Source organism: Aromatoleum tolulyticum (assembly GCF_900156155.1).
GTDB lineage: Bacteria > Pseudomonadota > Gammaproteobacteria > Burkholderiales > Rhodocyclaceae > Aromatoleum > Aromatoleum tolulyticum.
This window is the reverse complement of record NZ_FTMD01000006.1, coordinates 60,880-80,855: the sequence shown is the minus strand read 5'-3', so window position 1 is coordinate 80,855 and position 19,976 is coordinate 60,880. Positions and strand designations below refer to the sequence as shown.

The window sequence follows — 19,976 nt, the reverse complement described above, 5'->3', positions numbered from 1 at the left end:
CGGCGCGCCATGTTCGAAAAAATCCTGATCGCGAACCGCGGCGAGATCGCCCTTAGGGTGCTGCGCGCCTGCCGCGAACTCGGCATCCGCACGGTCGCCGTGCATTCGGTCGCGGACACCGAGGCCAAGTACGTGAAGCTCGCCGACGAGTCGGTGTGCATCGGCCCCGCCGCGTCGGCGCAGAGCTACCTGAACGTCCCGGCCATCATCTCGGCGGCGGAAGTCACCGATGCCGAGGCGATCCACCCCGGCTACGGTTTCCTGTCGGAGAACGCCGACTTCGCCGAGCGCGTCGAACAGTCCGGCTTCGCGTTCATCGGCCCGCGCGCCGAAACGATCCGCCTGATGGGCGACAAGGTCAGCGCGAAGGATGCGATGAAGGCCGCGGGCGTGCCCTGCGTGCCGGGTTCCGACGGCGCCCTGCCGGAAGACCCCAAGGAGATCGTCAAGATCGCGCGCGCGGTCGGCTATCCGGTGATCATCAAGGCGGCCGGCGGCGGCGGCGGACGCGGCATGCGCGTGGTGCACACGGAAGCTGCGCTGCTCAACGCCGTGCAGACGACCCGCGCCGAAGCGCAGGCGGCATTCGGCAACCCGGTCGTGTACATGGAGAAGTTCCTCGAGAACCCGCGCCATATCGAGATCCAGGTTCTCGCCGACGAGCACGGCAACGCGGTCTACCTGGGCGAACGCGACTGCTCGATGCAGCGTCGCCACCAGAAGGTCATCGAGGAAGCACCCGCGCCCGGCATCGACCGCAAGGCCATCGCCAAGGTCGGCGAGCGCTGTGCCGAGGCCTGCCGCAAGATCGGCTACCGCGGCGCCGGCACCTTCGAATTCCTGTTCGAGAACGGCGAATTCTACTTCATCGAGATGAACACGCGCGTGCAGGTCGAGCACCCCGTCACCGAGCTGATCACCGGCATCGACATCGTGCAGGCCCAGATCCGCATCGCGGCGAACGAAAAGCTGTGGTTCGGCCAGAAGGACATCGTCTTCCGCGGTCACGCGGTCGAGTGCCGGATCAACGCCGAAGACCCGTTCAAGTTCACCCCCTGCCCCGGCAAGATCACCAACTGGCACACGCCGGGCGGCCCAGGCATCCGTGTCGATTCGCACGTCTACAACGGCTACACGATCCCGCAGCACTACGACTCGATGATCGGCAAGCTGATCGCCTACGGCGACACGCGCGAACAGGCGATCCGCCGCATGCGCATCGCGCTGTCGGAGATGGTCGTCGAGGGCATCAAGACGAACGTGCCGCTGCACCAGGAACTCATGCTCGACGCGCGCTTCATCGAAGGCGGCACCAGCATCCACTATCTGGAGCACAAGCTGGCCGACCGCAACGAAGTCAAGAAGAGCTGACGAGCCGGAGCCGCCGCGCATGTGGATTTCCGTGACCCTGCAGGCCGAGGCGAAGAAGGCCGAGGCGCTGTCCGAAGCGCTGATGGAGGCAGGCGCGCTCTCCATCAGCATCGAGGACGCCGACGCCGGCACCGAGGCGGAAAAGCCGCAGTTCGGCGAGCCGGGCCATCACCCCGTGGGCCTGTGGGACCACAGCCGCGTCACCGCGCTGTTCGACGCCGGTGCCGACCTCACGGTCGCCCTCGCGCGGGCGGCCGCCGACGCGGGCTTCGACGCGGTGCCGCCCTTCACGCTGGAGGACGTCGCAGAGCAGAACTGGGTGCAGCTCACGCAAAGCCAGTTCGACCCGATCCGCATCACCGAGCGGATGTGGATCGTGCCTTCCTGGCATACCGCCCCCGATCCGACCGCCATCAACATCGAACTCGATCCCGGCATGGCCTTCGGCACGGGCTCGCACCCGACCACGCGCCTGTGCCTCGAATGGCTGTGTGACGCGGTCACGCCCGGCGCCGGCGTGCTCGATTACGGCTGCGGTTCGGGCATCCTCGGCATCGCCGCGGCAAAGCTCGGAGCCGCCGACGTGCTGGGCGTCGACATCGACGACAAGGCACTCGAGGCCGCACACGACAATGCGCAGCGCAATGGCGTGACGATGCGCCTGCAGCATTCGCGCCAAGCGCTCGACGTGCAGTTCGACATCGTCGTCGCAAACATCCTCACCAACCCGCTGTGCGTGCTCGCGCCCCTGCTGGCCGCACGCGTGGCGCCCGGCGGACGGATCGCGCTGTCGGGCGTACTCGACACCCAGACCGATCAGGTCATCGCCGCCTACGCCCCCTTCATCGCTCTGCGCGTCGGCGCGACCCACGAGGGCTGGGCGCGCCTCGAAGGCACCCGGCCCGCCACCGGGGCCGGCAACGACTGATGCTCGCCCGCTGCCCGGCCTGCCACACGGTATTCCGGGTGCGGAGCGAGCAGTTGCGCGCACACCACGGGCAGGTGCGCTGCGGCAGCTGCCTGCTCCCGTTCGACGCGCTGGACAACCTGATCGAGGACGCAACCCCTCCCGCAGCGCCCAGGACGCCCGAACCGGCACCGGACCGCTCCGACCGCTTCTTCGTACTCGAAGACAAGGCGGCAGACACGTTCTCGGACCAGCTCGACTTCGAATTGCCCGACGCGCTCGTCCCCCAGCGCGCGGCAAGCGGTCCGCGTCAGGAACCCGAGGAACGCACGCGGGAGCCAGTATTTCCGCCCGATACCGCCGAGGACGTTCGCCAAGCGGCGGGGGTGCCATCTGCGGATCAGGAGAACATCAACCCGGCAATCGACGCGCAGCTGGCACCCGCCGAGACAGACCGATCGCGCCCCGGACCCAAGCGCCCGAGCGAAGAAGGCCCCCGCAGGCCCGTCTACCATGACGGCGGCCGGTCGTGGCGGGACACCGATCATCGCGAGCAGCCGGAACCTGCCGGAGAGGCCGCGCCCGACACCCTGATGGGTCTTTCCACCTCACCCGACAGGATCGAGCCGGGCATCCCGACGCCGCCACGCCCCGAAGAAGACTTCCCTGCCGAAGAATCCACGCCCGCGCTCACCGAACCGCCGACGGATACCGAAGACGAGTTTGCAGACTACGCACCGCCGGCGCGCCCTCCTGCCCGTCGCGGCCTCACCGGCCTCGCCATCGGCCTGCTGAGCGGGATGCTCGCGGCGCAGATGCTCTATCTTTTCCGCGCCGACCTCGCACGGGAATGGCCGTCCTTGCGGCCCACGCTGGTAAACGCATGCCACGCCCTGGGCTGCAAAGTCGGACTGCCGCACATCGCCGGCCTGATCAGCGTCGAATCCTCGGACTTGCAGTCCGAGCCCGGCAAGGCGGCCAACCTCGTGCTGAACGCGACGATCCGCAACCGCGCCCCCCATCCGCTGGCCTGGCCGCACCTCGAACTGACCCTGACCGACGCGCGGGATCGTCCTCTCGTGCGGCGCGTACTCACGCCACAGGACTGGTTTCCGGGCGCAGATCTCGAACAGGGTTTTGCCGCCGGACGCGACATCGCCGTGACCCTGCCCTTTTCGGCGGACGGCTTGGGCGCGACCGGATACCGGATCTACGCCTTCTACCCCTGACACTCACGCGACACCACCCCATGACCCAGCCGCACCGCGAGCATCACGAAAGCCCGTTCAAGGGCAAGACCGGACTCACCCGCCTGTTCAACGCCCTGCGTTATTCATTCGACGGGCTGAGCGCAGCCTTCCGACACGAGGACGCCTTCCGCCAGGAGTGCATCCTTGCCGCGGTTCTCATCCCGCTTGCGCTGTTCATGCCCGTCACCGGAGCGGGCAAAGCCCTGCTCATCGGCAGCGTACTGTTCGTGATGATCGTGGAGCTGATCAATTCGGCGATCGAGGCGACCGTCGACCGCGTTTCCCTCGAACGCCACCTGCTCGCCAAGCGGGCGAAGGACATCGGCAGCGCCGCCGTCCTTCTCGCGCTCGTCAATCTTGCCTGTGTGTGGGGACTGGTCCTGCTCGGCTGATCGGAACCCTGTCCGGCGCCAGCCTCAGCGCGTCACGCGCGTCGTCGATCCGTCGCGCACGACGCGAACCGAATCGCCGGAACGGAAATCCTCGCCCTTGTCGTCCTGAACGACCGCCATGAGCTGATTGTTGTCGAGTCGGACGGTGACCTCCACGCCCTGAGAGCGCGTCGCGCCCTCCTCGATCGCCGAACCCGCAAGGCCGCCTGCGACCGCACCGATCACCGTCGCGATCGCCGCACCGCGCCCTTCGCCGATGCCACTGCCCGCAATGCCGCCGATCGCCGCACCCCCGAGTGCGCCGATCGGGGTCTTGGTTCCCTCGAGCTTCACGTAGCGAACCGATTCGACCACACCGTACTGCACCGTCATCGCCCGGCGCGCTTCGCCGCGCGAGTAGGTCTCGCCGCCCAGACCGGTCGCGCAACCACCCAGCCCGAGTCCAAGCACCGCCACGGCAAAGGCCGCCGCAACGGCACGCTGTCTCATATCCATCACCATAGTGCCTCTCCAAATACCTTCGCATAACGCGCGCCGATCTCAGCACGATCCGGCGCGTGATTCTGCCCCCCGCGACTGGCGATCTTGATCGATCCCATCAGGGACGCCAAGCGCCCGGTCCGCGTCCAATCGTAAGCTTCTGCAATCCCGTACAGCAGACCCGCCCGGTAGGCATCGCCACATCCGGTCGGATCGACCACTTCATCAGTCGCCACGCATGGAATCTCGATGCACCGACCGTCCGCATAGATGCGCGAACCCTCGGGCCCGAGCGTGACGACCAGCGCCTCGACGCTTTCCGCCAGCTGCTCCAACGAACGCCCGGTCCGCTCGCACAGCAGGCGCGCTTCGTAATCATTGACCGTGCAATAGGTAGCCTGGTTCAGGCATTGCAGCAGCTCCTCGCCCGAGAACAGGGGCATCCCCTGACCGGGATCGAACACAAAGGGGACGCCCGCGTCGGCAAACTGCGCGACATGGTTCAGCATGCCGTCGCGACCGTCCGGCGACACGATGCCGAGCTTCACGCCGGTCGCGTCCTGCACCCGGTTGAGGTGCGAATGATTCATCGCACCGGGGTGGAAGGCCGTGATCTGGTTGTCGTCGAGATCGGTGGTGATGAAGGCCTGTGCGGTGAAGCTGTCCGGCACCTGCTTCACGTGATCCTGGCGCAGCCCGAGTCGCTGCAGGCGCTGGCGGTAGGGCTCCGCGTCGTCCCCCACGGTCGCCATGATCAGCGGATCCGCGCCCAGCAGTTTCAGGTTGTAGGCAATGTTCCCGGCGCACCCGCCGAATTCGCGCCGCATGTCCGGCACGAGAAACGACACGTTCAGGATGTGGATCTGTTCGGGAAGGATGTGGCGCTTGAAACGATCATGGAACACCATGATGGTGTCGTAGGCCATGGAGCCGCAGACGAGGATGGACATTCAATTACCCGGAGGAAGGAAAATCCCGCCATTATAGGGCGCTGCGGCATTGCCCCTACAACGCCGCCCGCAGCTTCGCCGCCATCTCCTCGAGCGCCTCGCGCGGGGGATTCTTCGCCGGCCACGCCAGCGCCATGCCGTCGCCCTCCCAGCGCGGCACGACGTGGATGTGGAAGTGGAACACGGTCTGGGCCCCGGCCTTCTCGTTCGCCTGCAGCAACGTCACCCCCTCGCAGCCGACGACAGCCTTCACCGCACGCGCCATGCGGGCCGCGGTGCGCCATGCGGCCCCGGCCAGCTCATCATCCAGTTCATAGACATTCGCGCGGTGCGGCTTCACGACCACCAGCATGTGCCCGGGATTCACCGACTGCAAATCCATGAACACCAGCGTCGACTCGTCCTCGAACACCCTTGAGGCGGGCAGCTCACCCTTCACGATGCGGCAGAACACACAGTTTTCCATTGCTTCTCCCCAAGCGGACGGAACGCGATTTCGTCACCCCATCGTAACGCCCTCGTCATGGCACCGCAACGCAGCATTCAGACAATGCGGGGAACACGCCAGAACAAGGATGAACGTCATGCTTCAGAAACAGGCGCACACCGCGGAACGCCGCAACCGCAACCTGCACGTCGCGCTCGCGGGGTGCGAAACCGAGATCCTCGAAGCGCAGAAGCTGCGTTACCGCGTATTCGCCGACGAAATGGGCGCCCGCCTGCCGAGCCGCACGCCGGGCGTCGACCGCGACATCTACGACCCCTACTGCGAGCACCTGATCGTGCGCGACGAGGCTGCCGGACGCATCGTCGGCACCTACCGCATCCTGTCGCCCGCTGCCGCGCGCAAAGTCGGCGGCTACTACTCCGAAAACGAATTCGACATCACGCGCCTGCAGCACTTGCGCAACCGCATCGTCGAGATCGGCCGCTCGTGCATCGACGCCGACTACCGCAGCGGCGCCGTCATCACGCTGCTGTGGGCCGGCCTGGCCCGCTACATGCGGGAAAACGGCTACGATTACCTGATCGGCTGCGCCTCCGTCAGCATGGCCGACGGCGGACACACTGCCGCGAGCCTGTACAATCGCCTGAAAGACGAGCACGGCGCCCCGCTCGAGTACCGCGTCTTCCCGCGCTGCCCGCTGCCCCTCGAGCGCCTGCGCAACGACCTGCCGGGCGAGGCCCCGCCGCTCGTCAAGGGCTACCTGCGCGCCGGCGCGTGGATCTGCGGCGAACCGGCGTGGGACCCCGACTTCAACACCGCCGACCTGCCCATCCTGCTATCGATGAACCGGCTCGACGGCCGTTACGCCAAGCACTTCATGGAACGCCAAGACTGAAAACGCACGCCCTTCAACCGCCCCCCAGCCCACCCGCCCCGCGCTGGCTGCGCGTATGGCGCTACCTGCGACTCGCGCTGCACCTGGCGCAGGGGCTGCTCACGGTTCTCACCGTCTATCCGCTGACCGGTGATGCGACGCACCGCAGCCTGCGTCGCCGCTGGTCGCAGAGACTGCTCGCCATCATCGGCGTCGAACTGCGGATAGCGGGACACGCCATCCAGCCCGGCTGCATGCTCGTCGCCAACCACATTTCGTGGGTCGACATCTTCGTCATCAACGCCCTCGCGCCATCGGCCTTCGTGTCCAAGGCCGAAGTGCGCGGCTGGCCGCTGATCGGCAGGCTCGCAGCCAGGAACGAAACCGTCTTCCTGCGCCGCGGCAGCCGCGGTCACGCGAAAATCATCAACGCGGAGATTGCCGCCCTGCTCGATGCCGGACGCAACGTCGCAGTCTTCCCGGAAGGCACGACCACCGACGGCAACCACATCCTGCATTTCCACGCCGCCCTGCTGCAACCGGCAATCGAATGCGGCCATCCGATCCAGCCGCTTGCGCTCTCCTACGCGGGCGCCGACGAGCAGCCCAGTCGCGCGGCCGCCTACGACGGAGACCTCACTCTTGGACAGAGCCTCGGCAAAATCCTCGGGGAGCAGCGCCTGATCGCGCGCATCGACGTCGCGGCACCAATCGCCACCGAAGGTATTCACCGCCGTGACGTGGCCGCCATGGCCCACTCGGCGATCGTCGCGCGATTGCCAAGCGTCGGGGATGTGACTGCGCACAGCCCCAGGAACGAGGAAGCGGGGAAGAAGGTCGCCTAAGCCTAAGCCTGAACCTGGAACACGGCGCCGTCCTCGAGGCGCACCGCCGTCAGCTTGCCACCCCATACGCAGCCGGAATCGAGCGCGATGACGCCCGGGGCCCGGTAGAAGCCCAGCGCCGACCAGTGGCCGCAGACGATCGTGTGTGTCGAACTCAATCGTTGGGGCGTCGTAAACCACGGCATCGTGCCGGCAGGCGCGCGCATCGGCGAGCCCTTCGCCTGCAGCGCCATGCGCCCGTCTGCACTGCAGAAGCGCATGCGCGTCAGCGCATTGACGACGACCCGGTGGCGCTCCAACCCGATCAGGCTCTCAGACCACGCATCCGGCTCGTTGCCTCCGAGATGCTTGAGCAATTCCTGCGCATCCGGGCCAGCCAGTGCGGCACTCACATCCGCCGCTAGCTCCACCGCCCGAGCCACGCTCCACTGCGGCAGCAGCCCGGCATGCACCATCGCGAAATCACCCTCGACGTGCATCAGCGGCCGGGTCGCCACCCACGCCAACAGCTCATCACGATCCGGCGCCTCCAGCACCTGGAACAGCGTGTCGTCGTCATCCAGCCGCTTATGCCCCGCCGCTACCATCAGGAGGTAGAGATCGTGGTTTCCCAGCACGATCGTCGCCGCCTCTCCCAGACCCGACAGGAAGCGCAGCGTCTGAACGGACTCGGGGCCGCGATTGACCATGTCGCCCACGACCCACAGGCGGTCCACCTTCGGGTCGAAAGCGATCCGCTCCAGCAGGCGCTGAAGCACTGAATAACAACCCTGGATGTCACCTACCGCGTAACTGGCCATGAAAATCGGGTGCGCTACAAGAAGTCCGTCGCGAAATTCTATCGCGTCGGAGCTGCTTCAGTCGCGAATCAACGCCGATTTCCCTGCGGGAGCAGCATTCGCACACAATTGCGCTACGGCGCAAACCGCTCCGTCAGGCCTTGCTGCCCGCGCGCACAAAGCTCCGTTCGCCCTCGACCACACGCAAGGCCGGGCGACCGTACATGGGAACATATTCCGGCACCCAACGCAGCAGACCACGACGAACCTCGTCGTCAGTCAGCGACCCGCTCTGTGTCAGCCACGCGTTCAGTTCGGCCAATAGCGACACCACGGCCGGACGAGCACGGGCGATGCGCAGTTTCGGATGTGGCGTCTCGCGCGTTTCCTCTGCGTCGGCCAGCAACTCCTCGTAAAGCTTCTCGCCCGGGCGCAAGCCGGTGAACTCGATGCGGATCTCGTCTTCCGAGAAACCCGACAATCGGATCATGTTGCGAGCCAGATCGACGATCTTCACCGGCTGCCCCATGTCCAGCACGAATATCTCCCCGCCCCGCCCCATGGATGCTGCCTGCAACACGAGCTGCGCCGCCTCGGGAATCGACATGAAGTAGCGGTTAATCTCCGGATGCGTCACCGTCACAGGCCCGCCGCGCGCGATCTGCTCCTGGAACTTCGGAATCACGCTGCCCGTGCTGCCAAGTACGTTGCCGAAACGCACCATTTCGAACTGGGTCGAACCGCTCCGGTCCTGCATGGCCTGACAGAGCAATTCCGCAAGCCGCTTGCTCGCCCCCATGACGTTGGTCGGATTCACCGCCTTGTCGGTGGAAATCAGCACGAAGCGCTCGGCGGCATGACGCTGGGCGGCCTCGGCCACGCGCAAGGTGCCCAGCACGTTGTTGCGCACCGCCTGCCACGCGTTGCCGACCTCCATCAAGGGCACATGCTTGTACGCGGCCGCGTGGAACACGACCTGCGGCCGCCATGCGGCAAACACTTCATCAAGGCGCGTAGCATCCTTGACGTCGCCCGCAAGCGGAACGACCGCGAGTTCGGGGCAATTCTGCGCAAACCACTGCTCTATTGTGTACAGGGCAAATTCGTTCTGCTCAAAGAGCACCACGCGTGCTGGAGAAAAGCGCGACAACTGTCGGCAAAGCTCGCCGCCGATGGACCCGCCGGCCCCTGTCACGAGCACAACCTTGCCGTGCAGCATGGCCTCGACGTGCGGCGTATCGATCCATACCGGCTCGCGTCCGAGGAGGTCCTCGATATCCGCGCGTCGAATCGACGCCACGGCCACCCGGCCGCCCATCACATCCTCGAGCCCCGGCACGGTGAACACCTTCGCTCCGGCCCGGACCGCCAGATCCGTCGCGTGGCGCCGCACGCGCGTCGCGGCCGAAGGCATCGCCAAGATTACATGCTGTACACGTTCGCTCGCGAGAATCTCCGGCAACTCCTCGACGGAACCCAGCACAGGCAATCCGAGAAGCTCTCGCCCCCACTTGCTTTCGTCGTCATCGACTAGACCAACAACCCTCCAATCGGCACTGCGCTGGAGTTCACGCACCAGCATCGCGCCCCCGCGCCCCGCCCCGACGATGACCACCGGCCTTCCCTTGGCGATCAGTCCGCCATAGAGCCGATGCTCCTTCCACATCCGATAGGCGACCCGCCCGCCGGCCATAATCACGGCCAGCAGGATCGGATACAGCAACAGGGTCGAACGGGGAACGGCCGGCTGCGCACGGTACAGCGCAACGAAAGCCCAGACCGAAAGGGAGGAAATTGCAACCGCGCGCAGCACGCGCGCGAGGTCCGGCAAGCTGGCGAACACCCACATGCCGCGGTAGAGACCGGCCCGACGGCAGACGATCCCGTGAACCGGCAGCAGCACCAGCATGCCCAAACCGATCTGCGCCGCGTATTCGACAGGCCACTCGAAGTTGAACCGCAATATGTACGTACCGAACCAGGCAGCACACGCCGCCAGCAAGTCGAACAACAAAACCAGAATGGAACGGTTCAACCACGTCATCTTGACCGATTCCTAAGGGATAGAAGGCTCGCGAACAGGAATGCCGACTACGATTCTACTGCATCCCATCGAAGTTCTGCCGCGCCGCAACATTTCGGCACAGGCTGATTACCCAAATGGGGCGGCCGAATCACTGACGCCTCAGCCGACCTGAAACTCGCGTTCGCCCGCACGCAATACGACTGCGGCAAGCAACAAAGGTGCATATGCTATGACAATTCCGACAACGCCATCAAGGAGCCCGGTGCCGACGCACAGAGCCACCGGAAGCAGCCAGAGGACATTGATCGCGCAGACCGCGACCGTTACCGGCAAATGACCTCCGAAGTACCGTGACGCATGCTGGTACGCATGGCTGCGATGCGCTTCATAGACGCGTTCTCCCCGGCACAGTCGGCGCAGGAGCGTCCACGTGGCATCGACGATGAACACTCCGAGGAGGATGAGCCAGCACCAGAACAACGCCGGTGACGCCTGCGTCGCCTGCAACGACAGGATGCCGAGGACGATGCCCAGAAAACCGCTCCCGGCATCTCCCATGAAGATCCTGGCGGGCGGGAAATTCCAGTACAGGAAACCGGCGACCGCGGCCGCGAGCGTCAGCGGGACGATTGCTTCGTCGGCCCGCCCGATCACGATATAGAGCAACGCCCCGCCCAAGCACACTGTGATCGCCTCGACGCTCGCGATCCCGTCGATGCCGTCCATGAAATTATACAAATTCAATAACCAGACGAGGTAGATTGCACCCAGGACAGGGCCCCAGATCCCGAGCTGCACCGACCTGCCGAACCAATCGAACGACGGCATCCCGCCAAACCATGCGAGGATCCATACTGCGGCGACGAAGTGCGCAAGCAATCGCCAACGCGCTGCAATATGCCGATGATCGTCGATGAACCCGACCAAGGCGATCAGCGCGCCGGCGCCGACGATCGCGAATGCCAGGAGGTCGCCGACGCCTCCTTGCAATGCCAGAAGAACGATGGCCGTCAAGAAGCTCAGTACAATCGCCACCCCTCCGCCGCGCGGCGTCGGGATCGTGTGCGAGCTCCGCGCATTCGGTACGTCGATCAAGCTCCGCGCCATCGCATAACGCCGCAGCGCCCCGGTCAAGAGACCGGCCGTGAGCGCGACTAGCGTGATCACCACGACGAAGCGGATCACGCCTTGTACCCCGCCACGGCCCGGCGCATCCCTTCGTCGACACTGATCGGCGGACGCCAGCCCAGCACCTCGCAGGTTTTCGCACAATCGACCTGTAAATTGCCGCACAGCCGCAGCAACATATCTTCCTTCCCCATCAACCTCGCTCCCGCCTGCAAGACCCACTCGGGCACCGCCAGCAGCTTGGCCCGACGACCCATCGCGGCAGCGAGCCTGCGGATCAGTTCGGCGGTCGACAGATCCTCGCCGTCAGCAGCAAGAAAGATCCGGCTGGCGGCCGCGGGGTGGTCTACACACGTAACAAGCAGATCCACGAGATTGTCGAGAGCCACCAACGAGCGGCGATTGTGCTCGATCGCACCCAGCGGAAGGGGTAATCCGCTCGCCACCCAGCGCATCAGATCATGGAAGTTCGCACGGACACCGGGGCCATACACCAGCGGGGGCCGCACGATGACCACTTCCATGCTCGTCTCCGCGGCAATCGCAGCGAGGGCCACCTCGGCCTCCGCCTTGGAAATCCCGTATGCATCGGTCGGCGCGGGTCGCATGTCCGCGGTGAACCGCTCCCCCGGCGGCGTCTGATCCCCGTTCACCTTGATCGAACTGATGAACACGAAGCGCCGCACCCCCGCCAGCGCGGCCTGTCGGGCCAGACGAACTGTTCCCACGACATTGTCCGCACGGAATGCCGCCAAGGGGTCCGGCGCGCCATCCACGCGCACGTGCACACGCGCGGCCGCGTGGATCAGCACGTCGTCTCGACGGAGGATGCATCCCCAGTCCGCATCCGCATCCAGCGACGGCCCCCGAATGCACCCCGGCGGAACGGACTCGCCCCGCACGACACCGACGACGCACGCCTCACCAACGCGACCCCGCGCGACCAACGCGCTCCCCACGAAACCGTCCCCCCCGGTCACCACCACTCGGCGACCGGCGCTTGCGACGCTTTTCACCATCGCGCCATCCGACTCCACATTACGCCTCGACATTCGGCAGGCCCATGTCACGGCGACTTGGTCGCGACCGGACCGGAACCCGGAACATCTGGCAACCGCCCCCAATACTTGACGAAATATCGCAGCATGCTCCTTGCGTGCCAGCGCAGGTAGGCCAACCGCCTGTGGCTATCGCGTCGGGCGTCGTGCACCACCGCCACCGAGGGGCACGCGAGGACGGGCATGCCCGCCTTCCACGCCCGTGCACACACATCAACGTCCTCGTAATAGAGGAAGAAGCGCTCGTCGAAACCGCCGAGGTCTCGGTACGCTGCGCTGCGGAACAACATGAACATGCCCGCGACCCACTCGGGATAAAAATCCGGATCCCCCACAGCCACCGCATAACGCCCCGGATCGCCGACCAGCGCCTTGCGCACGAGCCTCCGAACCGACGGGAACGGACGCAGGCTGTCTTCCATGCGGCCATCGGGGGCGACGACCGCCGGCGCCGCCAACGCCACCGTCGGGATCGCGGAGAGCCGCTCGATCAGCGCGGCGAACGGATCTCCGTCGAATTCGATGTCAGGATTGAGCGGACAAAAGAAGGGGCGGTCGCACACCCGGAAGGCGGCGTTATGGTTCGCGCCGAATCCCCGTGGCGCAGGGTTCGCGATGATGCGGATGTCGTGCTTGCGCCCCACCGCAGCTAGCGGTTCCGGAACGTTCTGCGTGAGGATGATCTGCCCGACGGAAAGACACCCGGCCAGCGCCTCGACCAAAGCCTCTACCATGCTGCCATGACCGTGGCTGATGATCGACACCGAGACCGGCGCCACCGTCATATCACTAGATTCCACATCCGAAACGCACTTCGCTGAACCCACCGAACCATAACCACTAGCGCAACTTTTTACGTCAGCCCCTGCTCTCACTCACAACACCCACATCCACGATGTACGCTATCAATAACAACGACAACGCCTTCATTCGAACTAACAAGCGTAATTTGTAAATAACTAGCAGGAGGCTAACCTATTCAGCCGGCCGCGCGGATGCACTTGAGACACCAACTTTACGCCACCCCCGCCAGCGTTCAAAACTCCTATCCTTTAAGGCCAAACAAGGCTTCTCCACCAGATGCCACGACGCAACTCCTATCGTAAGCGCCACAACACTCGACACAAATGCGTTAACGCCGGGGGTAGCTTGCGGAAACAACAGCATCACCAACTGCTGAACTGGCCAGCCCCACAAATAGACGCCATACGAGTAATCGCCAAGCCTATCCATGAAAGCACCAAAACTCCGGAATACAAGGAAGATGAAAACACAGATTAGAACAAGATTATAACCATAAACAAATTTTGGCGTCCCATGCGTCATTCCGGCCACAGCCAACGCAAAAATGAAGTAAATCGGCGAAACAACGACACTTCCCCTATTCACATACAAGAAAGCACCAATCAAAAAGAGCAGCGCGACATGGTTATCTGTCTCCCCCTTAACTCCTGGAACTTCGAGCAGCCCACTCCACACACCAACAACTACTAGAAGCGCAAGAACATTAAAAAGGGACCTATTCGTAAGACACCCCGACAGGTACACGACCGCAACAATAATATACATTCGAATTTCAACAATAACAGACCAGATAGATCCGTTAACGCCCTTGTTTTTCAATTCTTCGAACACACCGGGAAGGAACCACTCCGTAGTTAGCCCAAACCCAAGGTGATACAAATATGCCCACGTCTGTCCGTTAGAGAAATAATCAAAAACAGAAAGACTCGAAACCCAAGGACCAATCACTAATGTTGTAATTCCCAGATACACCCAGAGCGCAGGAAACAGTCTCAGCATCCGAGAACGCGCATATACGAATACGCCCCTCTTCAAAATACTTGCCGTCACCAAGAACCCACTCATCAAAAAAAACAAATCAACTGCAACACCGCCAGCATGCGCAAAACCCGTTATGCGCATAACCCAGTCCGAGCCACCAGAGCCAGCCACAGCGTACGAATGCCCATATATTACGGCCAATGACGCTAACAACCTCACTAACGTAATGCTATTATTTCGCGCTTCCGATATATCCTGCAACGTATTCATTCGATGACTAGCCGCACTCATTAAATTCGCACCTAACTTCCTAGAACCGCGGAACATGAGACAACAAAAATCATACCCAACGGAACACTCAGCCCTACCGCTTTCCACTTGAACAAGACTCTATCGCCCCCCTCTTAGCACCGCGCTGCTTAAAAGATAGGTAACAGGAAGAACAACTATCGAGACCAGTAAAGGAGCAAAGGTTGCACCAATCCCAGCCTCCACAAGAACACCTAGAACCAATGCAGAAGAAGCATATTGCGCAACGTAAACGAGTGGATACCTAATCATTCCGCCAATTGTCACCGGAACATTAAATACAAATTTCGCATTAAACAGGTAAGACACTACAACACCTACGACATACGCCGCAAAATACGCTAACTGATACACCACAACCAAGTGCAACAGAAAATATACACCGTAACTAACAGCCGTATTTAGTGCCCCCCCCGCAATAAACCGGCCCCATCTCTTGCACTGCAACACATCATCCTCCCGCCTTCCCTTTTACAATCTCTACAAACTCCGAGTAATCACGAATATAATCAGTCGGATCATAATAGTCGGAGGCAAAAACAAGCAAGACTGCATCGCTTGAATATTTGTATTGAATACCCCAAGTGAGAGGCGGCAGATATATTCCGACATGAGGCGAATCGAGCAGAACCTCACTTCGAGACACCCCATCATCAACCACAACCGCGCAACTGCCTTTCACGCAAACCAAAAATTGGTGACAGTTAAAGTGCGCATGCTCTCCGCGCGTCTTTTCACTAGGCACATTGAAAACCAAAAAATAGCGCTTTGGGGAAAAGGGAATTTCGCGCAAAAACTCACCGACGGATAGATCTCCGCGCATGTCTTGCACAGCTGTAAATCTATGCAACGACACGTCACCTACGCCAACATCAATTCGCCCCTCCCTTCCATCTGAATCGCCCCCAACTGCGCCGTTGAAGTTAACCTTCCCTTGGGCATTGTTCTCAACGTACCCAACAATCCTAGCCGGAGAGCCAGTAACAATCGCATAAGGCGGGACAGACCTAGTCACGACAGCGCCTGCACCTACCATTGCGCCCCGACCGATAGTTACGCCAGGTAGTATGACGGCTCCCCCGCCGATGGATGCTTCCGCCTCGACATGCGTTTCGTGAAATCGTTGCGGGTAGACCTTAGATCTTGGGTATTTATCATTCGTAAATGTCACGTTCGGCCCAACAAACACGTCATCGCCCAAACGGACACCGTCCCATAAATATACCCCTGATTTCACCGTCACCCTGTCGCCAATAATTACGTCATTTTCAACAAAACAGTGCGCACAGAGATTTACATCACAACCAATTCTTGCGCCAGCCAGAATCACCACTGACTGCCAAACAGTCGTACCCTCGCCAACGTTACTCGTCTGAACGTCCGCCGTAGGATGCACTTTACTCGTGCGCGTCATACACCACCTTTACAATTTGACTTCCGAATCGCCACCACGGACGAAGGTCTTGCTTTACTGTTTTCATAGCCACGCCAAGCATACGTACCTACCAATCCGAGGCCCAATAAATTTAGCGCACCAAAAAACAACGACACCATCATTGTCGCTGCATAGCCAGGAACTACGATCTTGCCCGCGACGTGACCGATCAAAACAAGACTTCCCAATACCGCTGACAACGCACTCCCAATCAACCCAAACCTAAAAAGCATCTTAATTGGATAATCCGTGAAGGCAAATACGCTGTCCAGCATATAGTCGATCTTCTTTCTAAAGGTCCAAGCCGACTTACCCTCAGTACGAACAAGCCGGGTATACCCCACGAACTTCCTTCTGAACCCTAGCCAAAAAATAAGCGCAATAAGCGACGACCGCGACTCTTCTAGCTTAAGCAACTCGTCCCGAAATGCTCGATTGCACCCAAATATATCCACCCCCCCATCAGGCATTTCCGGAACAATTATGCGGCGATAAAGCCCCCAGAACACCTGAGACGCGATCCGCGACACTAATGGATCGCTTCGTCCATATCTCGTACCTATCGCAACGTCACATTCATCTGCATTCAGATGCCTAAAAAACGATATCAACAACTCTGGCGGCTCCTGCAAATCGGCCGCCATAACTCCAAAAAACTCACCGCGTGCCGCTGTCAAACCGGCGCGAATTGCCGCAAAGGAGCCGAAATTTCTTGAAAGTGCTAGAAGCTGAGCGGGGAAACTCAGTTGCTCGATACCATTCTGAAGCAATTCGAACGAACGATCCGGACTACCATCAACAACAAATACCACCTCCAACTCTCCGCCTACCTCTTGATTGATCGACGAAAGGACATCTAGAAGGCGGTAAATTGAAGCTTCGTTTCTATACACGGGAACAACAATGGAGTACCTCATCAGGACCACCGATTGACTGCATCGATTACCCTTTCTACATCAGCGTCGGTCATTTCCGGATAACATGGTAATGTCAAAACGGTTTTCGCAAGGGCCTCGGTGTTTGGCAGCTCCAGACACGAATACCTCTCCCCAAACACCGGCTGCATATGATCCGGAACTGGATAATGAACGTCGGTAGAGATCCCAACACGCTTTAGGTGCTCGCGAAGAGAATCGCGCTCGTTCGTCCTGATAACATATAGATGAGCAACGTAATCGGCGCCTCCACATTCAGGTGCGCAAACAGCCGGATTCGACAACCCGGCACTGTATGACTCCGCTATACAACGCCTCCTCTGATTCCAAGCATCTAGTCTCGGCAACAGCTCCATCAGAACGGCCGCTTGAATTTCGTCAAGCCTGCTATTTCTCGCCCCAGGCGATGCGACCTTGTACTTCTCCGACCACCCATACTGCCTAAGTCGTAAAGCCGCCTCCGCCAGCTCGACGCGCTTCGTCACGATAGCGCCGCCATCGCCGAGGGCACCAAGATTCTTAGTTGGATAAAAGCTAAAGCACGCCAAATCACCGTACGCACCGGCCATGCGCGAATCAAGCCGCGCTCCGTGAGCTTGTGCGCAGTCCTCAATCAACGGAACTTGCCGTTGCCTGCAAATATCGGCGATCTCCGCGATGTCTGGAGCAATTTTCCCATAAAGGTGGGTTACGATGATTGCCCTTGCCCCCAGGTCTATCGCCCGCCTAACGGAGGTTGAACTTGCCGTCCTAGACTCAAGGTCTACGTCCATAAACACCGGGAACGCACCAATCGCTAGCATCGCCGTTGTGGCATACATCCCAGCGTTCGCGACGGTTGCAACCCTGTCGCCGCTACCAATCCCCACTGAACGCAACGCGATCTCAAGCGCATCCGTGCCATTGGCAACTGTAACGCATCTTTCCACACCAACGTATTGAGCAAACGCCGACTCAAACCCCATAACTTCAGGCCCAAGTATCACCCAACCACTCTTCCGCACCCGTTGTAGAGCACGATCCACAGCATCAGCGTTGCAATCAATGTGCGCTTTAATATCGTTAATGACCATACAATTACCTATCGTTGTTCAACGTTTCTCTTCAACGCCGCTAATGCAGGGTTATTGGGCTCGAGATCAAGCCCCATCTTAATGTATTGCTGTGCTTCACTAAGCCGACCCATTTCTGCTAACGCTGCCCCATAGTGCAGATAGATCCAAGACGACAACAAATGCCGCCTAACAGCGTCCTCGGCTAGTGAAACTGTTGCTTGGTATTCGGCCGCCTCGTTTGCGCACTCAAGCGCTCTCCCGACGACAACGACATCGTCAATGCTACGCCACGTAATTCCACACACCAACAAGAGGATTCGCTCCGCGGGTAGCATTTCTTGCAGTCGCGGACCGTCGGTCACCTGCTCGAGCGATCCACTTTTGCCGAACACATAAACTTTGTCATAGCCACCAACCGCGGCCTCGTCCGCATAAACGCCATTTACGAGCTCCTTGGACATATTATTCCAACCGCGCTCGGATCTACGCAATATCAAGTCGAATTTCCCAACTTCCGGAAAACGCGTCAATACGTATCGCGTATTTCTGAAAGGGTGATACGGCCCCCTCACACCTGCAATTAATACCTTCTGCCCTTGCTGGGAATGCAGCAAGCGCAGACTACTCAACACAGCCTTACCATACCGTTGATTTTCGACGGACCACTCCGTCGACGCGGCAAACGAAAATGCATGGATCGCCACAGCCGTTATAATGCCCGCTAGCCCTGCGATACGTGCGGCACCACTTACACTTAACTTTCGACTATTTAAGCCAATTTCCGAAAACTTTATCACTCCCACTACCACGATGAGAGCCACGGGCACTAGGGAATACCATCCATATATATCCCATTCTCGGTTTACTAGTAGCGCCATTGGTATCGTCGCCCCCACGGCACATGCAATAGCGTACAAAATAAACTTCCAATGCCGCCCAGCAATAAAGCTTGTGCTTGCGATCGTAGCCGCAACCATTACTGGCACGCCAATACCGCTTACTAAGTAAAACAACAACAGCTCAATGTTGCGGCGCGGGCTAACCGCCAGCGTGTATGCGTCGGACGCAGTATCGAGTCTCAAGAATTTCGACCCTAACACTGCATCCTTGATAAACACTAGCGCTATTACCGAAACGACCGCCCCCGTGGTGAGCCACCGCCCCTTTCGCCCCCTCGAAAGAAGGTCGAAGACAAATGCCATTCCTGCAATGGACACTCCGTACGTTGGCTTAGCCTCAACCGACAGCCAAAAAATCACTATGGGAAAGACTAACTGCGACAGCCTTACTCTCCCCCCCTCGACTTCAATCTGATTTAGCCACATCAGAACGGCCACTACGCTCAACGCCCCCGCGAGCATCCCCCCAAAATCATATTGCGCGATCGGAAAATACAATGGCGAACCAACGACGATGAACATATAGATCCCGATAGCCCATAAGGGAAATCGATGACCAATAATCCGTTCCACCAAAAGTATTGTTAACGCAATGAACACTAAGGACGGCACAACTAGCAAGACCGCGAGAGCATTCTCAGCGTCGAAAATCCCGGCCAATCTCAGATACGCGAGCATGACAGGACGAGGAGACAAGAAGTCAGCGCTCGACCAGCGCTCATGCGCTATTAGATAATATCGATACAAGTCACTATGGTTGGGCGTTACGAAATCCAAATAGCCTGGACGCGCAAAAAGACTGACGAGGACAAATGCAATTATCACATATAGCAATAACAGTAACACCCTAGAAGACGTTAGGGCACCGCCCGCACCCCATAGACGCCCGTTCATCTTTCCTGTCATCGTCGTATAATTGTCTACACCACCTGACGGTCGTCCATTTGACATCATTAATAACCCTTAGAAAATTGTGACGCCGCACTTCGACTGCATCAAAATACCGTACTGTACATCTATAAAATAATGCGATTTTCACCCAACAAGCGT

20 protein-coding genes are annotated in these 19,976 nt (G+C 60.4%); 6 read left to right on the top strand and 14 right to left on the bottom strand.

The annotated features are described in order from the left end of the window. Nucleotides 1–9 precede the first annotated feature (9 nt). The 4 genes from accC to BW991_RS10525 are packed head-to-tail and all read left to right on the top strand — an operon-like array spanning nt 10 to nt 3,920. Nucleotides 10–1,371, top strand: a complete 1,362-nt coding sequence (gene accC / locus BW991_RS10540) for an acetyl-CoA carboxylase biotin carboxylase subunit (RefSeq protein WP_076602074.1) — start codon at nt 10–12, stop codon at nt 1,369–1,371. Nucleotides 1,372–1,390: 19 nt separating this feature from the next. Beyond that, nucleotides 1,391–2,299 carry a 50S ribosomal protein L11 methyltransferase gene (gene prmA, locus BW991_RS10535; protein WP_076602073.1) on the top strand — a complete coding sequence of 303 codons (909 nt, stop codon included), beginning with the start codon at nt 1,391–1,393 and terminating at the stop codon, nt 2,297–2,299. Then, nucleotides 2,299–3,507: a DUF3426 domain-containing protein gene (locus BW991_RS10530; protein WP_076602072.1), complete on the top strand. Its 1,209-nt coding sequence runs from the start codon at nt 2,299–2,301 to the stop codon at nt 3,505–3,507. The genes prmA and BW991_RS10530 overlap by 1 nt, the downstream gene beginning before the upstream one ends. A gap of 20 nt (nt 3,508–3,527) precedes the next feature. Beyond that, a complete protein-coding gene (locus BW991_RS10525; protein ID WP_076602071.1) occupies nt 3,528–3,920 on the top strand; it encodes a diacylglycerol kinase in 393 nt (130 codons plus the stop codon). A 24-nt stretch (nt 3,921–3,944) separates the two neighbouring features. Here BW991_RS10525 and BW991_RS10520 read toward each other — a convergent pair whose 3' ends face one another. Genes BW991_RS10520 through BW991_RS10510 form a run of 3 tightly spaced genes read right to left on the bottom strand, consistent with a single transcriptional unit; the run spans nt 3,945 to nt 5,816 of the window. Further along, nucleotides 3,945–4,409 carry an outer membrane lipoprotein gene (locus BW991_RS10520; protein WP_425290210.1) on the bottom strand — a complete coding sequence of 155 codons (465 nt, stop codon included), beginning with the start codon at nt 4,407–4,409 and terminating at the stop codon, nt 3,945–3,947. 5 nt (nt 4,410–4,414) lie between these two features. After that, nucleotides 4,415–5,350: a carbohydrate kinase family protein gene (locus BW991_RS10515; protein WP_076602069.1), complete on the bottom strand. Its 936-nt coding sequence runs from the start codon at nt 5,348–5,350 to the stop codon at nt 4,415–4,417. Nucleotides 5,351–5,405: 55 nt separating this feature from the next. Then, the gene (locus BW991_RS10510) at nt 5,406–5,816 is read right to left on the bottom strand and encodes an HIT family protein (protein ID WP_076602068.1); all 411 of its coding nucleotides are present in this window, start codon (nt 5,814–5,816) and stop codon (nt 5,406–5,408) included. Between the two features lie 118 nt (nt 5,817–5,934). Here BW991_RS10510 and BW991_RS10505 point away from each other — a divergent pair, with 118 nt between their 5' ends. Together BW991_RS10505 and BW991_RS10500 are read left to right on the top strand one after the other, a co-directional pair. Further along, complete coding sequence (locus BW991_RS10505; protein WP_076602279.1) at nt 5,935–6,693, top strand: GNAT family N-acetyltransferase; 759 nt, start codon at nt 5,935–5,937, stop codon at nt 6,691–6,693. Beyond that, on the top strand, nt 6,579–7,517 hold the full coding sequence (locus BW991_RS10500) for a lysophospholipid acyltransferase family protein (RefSeq protein ID WP_244551675.1): 939 nt from the start codon (nt 6,579–6,581) through the stop codon (nt 7,515–7,517). Before BW991_RS10505 ends, BW991_RS10500 begins: the two co-directional genes overlap by 115 nt. Before the next feature lie 2 nt (nt 7,518–7,519). On the opposite strand, the gene BW991_RS10495 is transcribed toward BW991_RS10500, so the two are convergent. The 11 genes from BW991_RS10495 to BW991_RS10445 form a co-directional block, all read right to left on the bottom strand. Beyond that, complete coding sequence (locus BW991_RS10495) at nt 7,520–8,317, bottom strand: symmetrical bis(5'-nucleosyl)-tetraphosphatase (protein ID WP_076602066.1); 798 nt, start codon at nt 8,315–8,317, stop codon at nt 7,520–7,522. Nucleotides 8,318–8,450: 133 nt separating this feature from the next. Then, nucleotides 8,451–10,340 carry a polysaccharide biosynthesis protein gene (locus BW991_RS10490; RefSeq protein ID WP_076602065.1) on the bottom strand — a complete coding sequence of 630 codons (1,890 nt, stop codon included), beginning with the start codon at nt 10,338–10,340 and terminating at the stop codon, nt 8,451–8,453. Between the two features lie 141 nt (nt 10,341–10,481). Further along, complete coding sequence (locus BW991_RS10485; RefSeq protein WP_244551663.1) at nt 10,482–11,507, bottom strand: MraY family glycosyltransferase; 1,026 nt, start codon at nt 11,505–11,507, stop codon at nt 10,482–10,484. Further along, complete coding sequence (locus BW991_RS10480) at nt 11,504–12,469, bottom strand: NAD-dependent epimerase/dehydratase family protein (RefSeq protein WP_076602064.1); 966 nt, start codon at nt 12,467–12,469, stop codon at nt 11,504–11,506. Before BW991_RS10480 ends, BW991_RS10485 begins: the two co-directional genes overlap by 4 nt. A 47-nt stretch (nt 12,470–12,516) precedes the next feature. Next, complete coding sequence (locus BW991_RS10475; protein ID WP_212566883.1) at nt 12,517–13,293, bottom strand: glycosyltransferase; 777 nt, start codon at nt 13,291–13,293, stop codon at nt 12,517–12,519. A gap of 190 nt (nt 13,294–13,483) precedes the next feature. Next, on the bottom strand, nt 13,484–14,563 hold the full coding sequence (locus BW991_RS10470; protein ID WP_076602063.1) for an acyltransferase family protein: 1,080 nt from the start codon (nt 14,561–14,563) through the stop codon (nt 13,484–13,486). 120 nt (nt 14,564–14,683) lie between these two features. Then, nucleotides 14,684–15,052, bottom strand: coding sequence for a GtrA family protein (locus BW991_RS24470; RefSeq protein WP_076602062.1), 369 nt, complete (start codon nt 15,050–15,052; stop codon nt 14,684–14,686). Between the two features lies 1 nt (nt 15,053). Continuing rightward, nucleotides 15,054–15,932, bottom strand: a complete 879-nt coding sequence (locus tag BW991_RS24350) for a WxcM-like domain-containing protein (protein WP_280174121.1) — start codon at nt 15,930–15,932, stop codon at nt 15,054–15,056. 80 nt (nt 15,933–16,012) lie between these two features. Next, the gene (locus BW991_RS10455; RefSeq protein ID WP_076602276.1) at nt 16,013–16,954 is read right to left on the bottom strand and encodes a glycosyltransferase family 2 protein; all 942 of its coding nucleotides are present in this window, start codon (nt 16,952–16,954) and stop codon (nt 16,013–16,015) included. Next, nucleotides 16,954–18,045, bottom strand: coding sequence for a DegT/DnrJ/EryC1/StrS family aminotransferase (locus BW991_RS10450; protein ID WP_076602060.1), 1,092 nt, complete (start codon nt 18,043–18,045; stop codon nt 16,954–16,956). Before BW991_RS10450 ends, BW991_RS10455 begins: the two co-directional genes overlap by 1 nt. Nucleotides 18,046–18,053: 8 nt before the next feature. Then, nucleotides 18,054–19,820, bottom strand: a complete 1,767-nt coding sequence (locus tag BW991_RS10445) for a tetratricopeptide repeat protein (protein ID WP_139335917.1) — start codon at nt 19,818–19,820, stop codon at nt 18,054–18,056. Nucleotides 19,821–19,976: the final 156 nt, after the last annotated feature.

Excerpts from the sequence above, each read along its gene's own strand:
- accC (WP_076602074.1), top strand. The coding sequence starts at position 10 with ATGTTCGAAAAAATCCTGATCGCGAACCGCGGCGAGATCGCCCTTAGG.
- prmA (WP_076602073.1), top strand. The coding sequence starts at position 1,391 with ATGTGGATTTCCGTGACCCTGCAGGCCGAGGCGAAGAAGGCCGAGGCG.
- BW991_RS10530 (WP_076602072.1), top strand. The coding sequence starts at position 2,299 with ATGCTCGCCCGCTGCCCGGCCTGCCACACGGTATTCCGGGTGCGGAGC.
- BW991_RS10525 (WP_076602071.1), top strand. The coding sequence starts at position 3,528 with ATGACCCAGCCGCACCGCGAGCATCACGAAAGCCCGTTCAAGGGCAAG.
- BW991_RS10520 (WP_425290210.1), bottom strand. The coding sequence starts at position 4,409 with ATGAGACAGCGTGCCGTTGCGGCGGCCTTTGCCGTGGCGGTGCTTGGA.
- BW991_RS10515 (WP_076602069.1), bottom strand. The coding sequence starts at position 5,350 with ATGTCCATCCTCGTCTGCGGCTCCATGGCCTACGACACCATCATGGTG.
- BW991_RS10510 (WP_076602068.1), bottom strand. The coding sequence starts at position 5,816 with ATGGAAAACTGTGTGTTCTGCCGCATCGTGAAGGGTGAGCTGCCCGCC.
- BW991_RS10505 (WP_076602279.1), top strand. The coding sequence starts at position 5,935 with ATGCTTCAGAAACAGGCGCACACCGCGGAACGCCGCAACCGCAACCTG.
- BW991_RS10495 (WP_076602066.1), bottom strand. The coding sequence starts at position 8,317 with ATGGCCAGTTACGCGGTAGGTGACATCCAGGGTTGTTATTCAGTGCTT.
- BW991_RS10490 (WP_076602065.1), bottom strand. The coding sequence starts at position 10,340 with ATGACGTGGTTGAACCGTTCCATTCTGGTTTTGTTGTTCGACTTGCTG.
- BW991_RS10480 (WP_076602064.1), bottom strand. The coding sequence starts at position 12,469 with ATGGTGAAAAGCGTCGCAAGCGCCGGTCGCCGAGTGGTGGTGACCGGG.
- BW991_RS10475 (WP_212566883.1), bottom strand. The coding sequence starts at position 13,293 with ATGACGGTGGCGCCGGTCTCGGTGTCGATCATCAGCCACGGTCATGGC.
- BW991_RS10470 (WP_076602063.1), bottom strand. The coding sequence starts at position 14,563 with ATGAATACGTTGCAGGATATATCGGAAGCGCGAAATAATAGCATTACG.
- BW991_RS10455 (WP_076602276.1), bottom strand. The coding sequence starts at position 16,954 with ATGAGGTACTCCATTGTTGTTCCCGTGTATAGAAACGAAGCTTCAATT.
- BW991_RS10450 (WP_076602060.1), bottom strand. The coding sequence starts at position 18,045 with ATGGTCATTAACGATATTAAAGCGCACATTGATTGCAACGCTGATGCT.
- BW991_RS10445 (WP_139335917.1), bottom strand. The coding sequence starts at position 19,820 with ATGAACGGGCGTCTATGGGGTGCGGGCGGTGCCCTAACGTCTTCTAGG.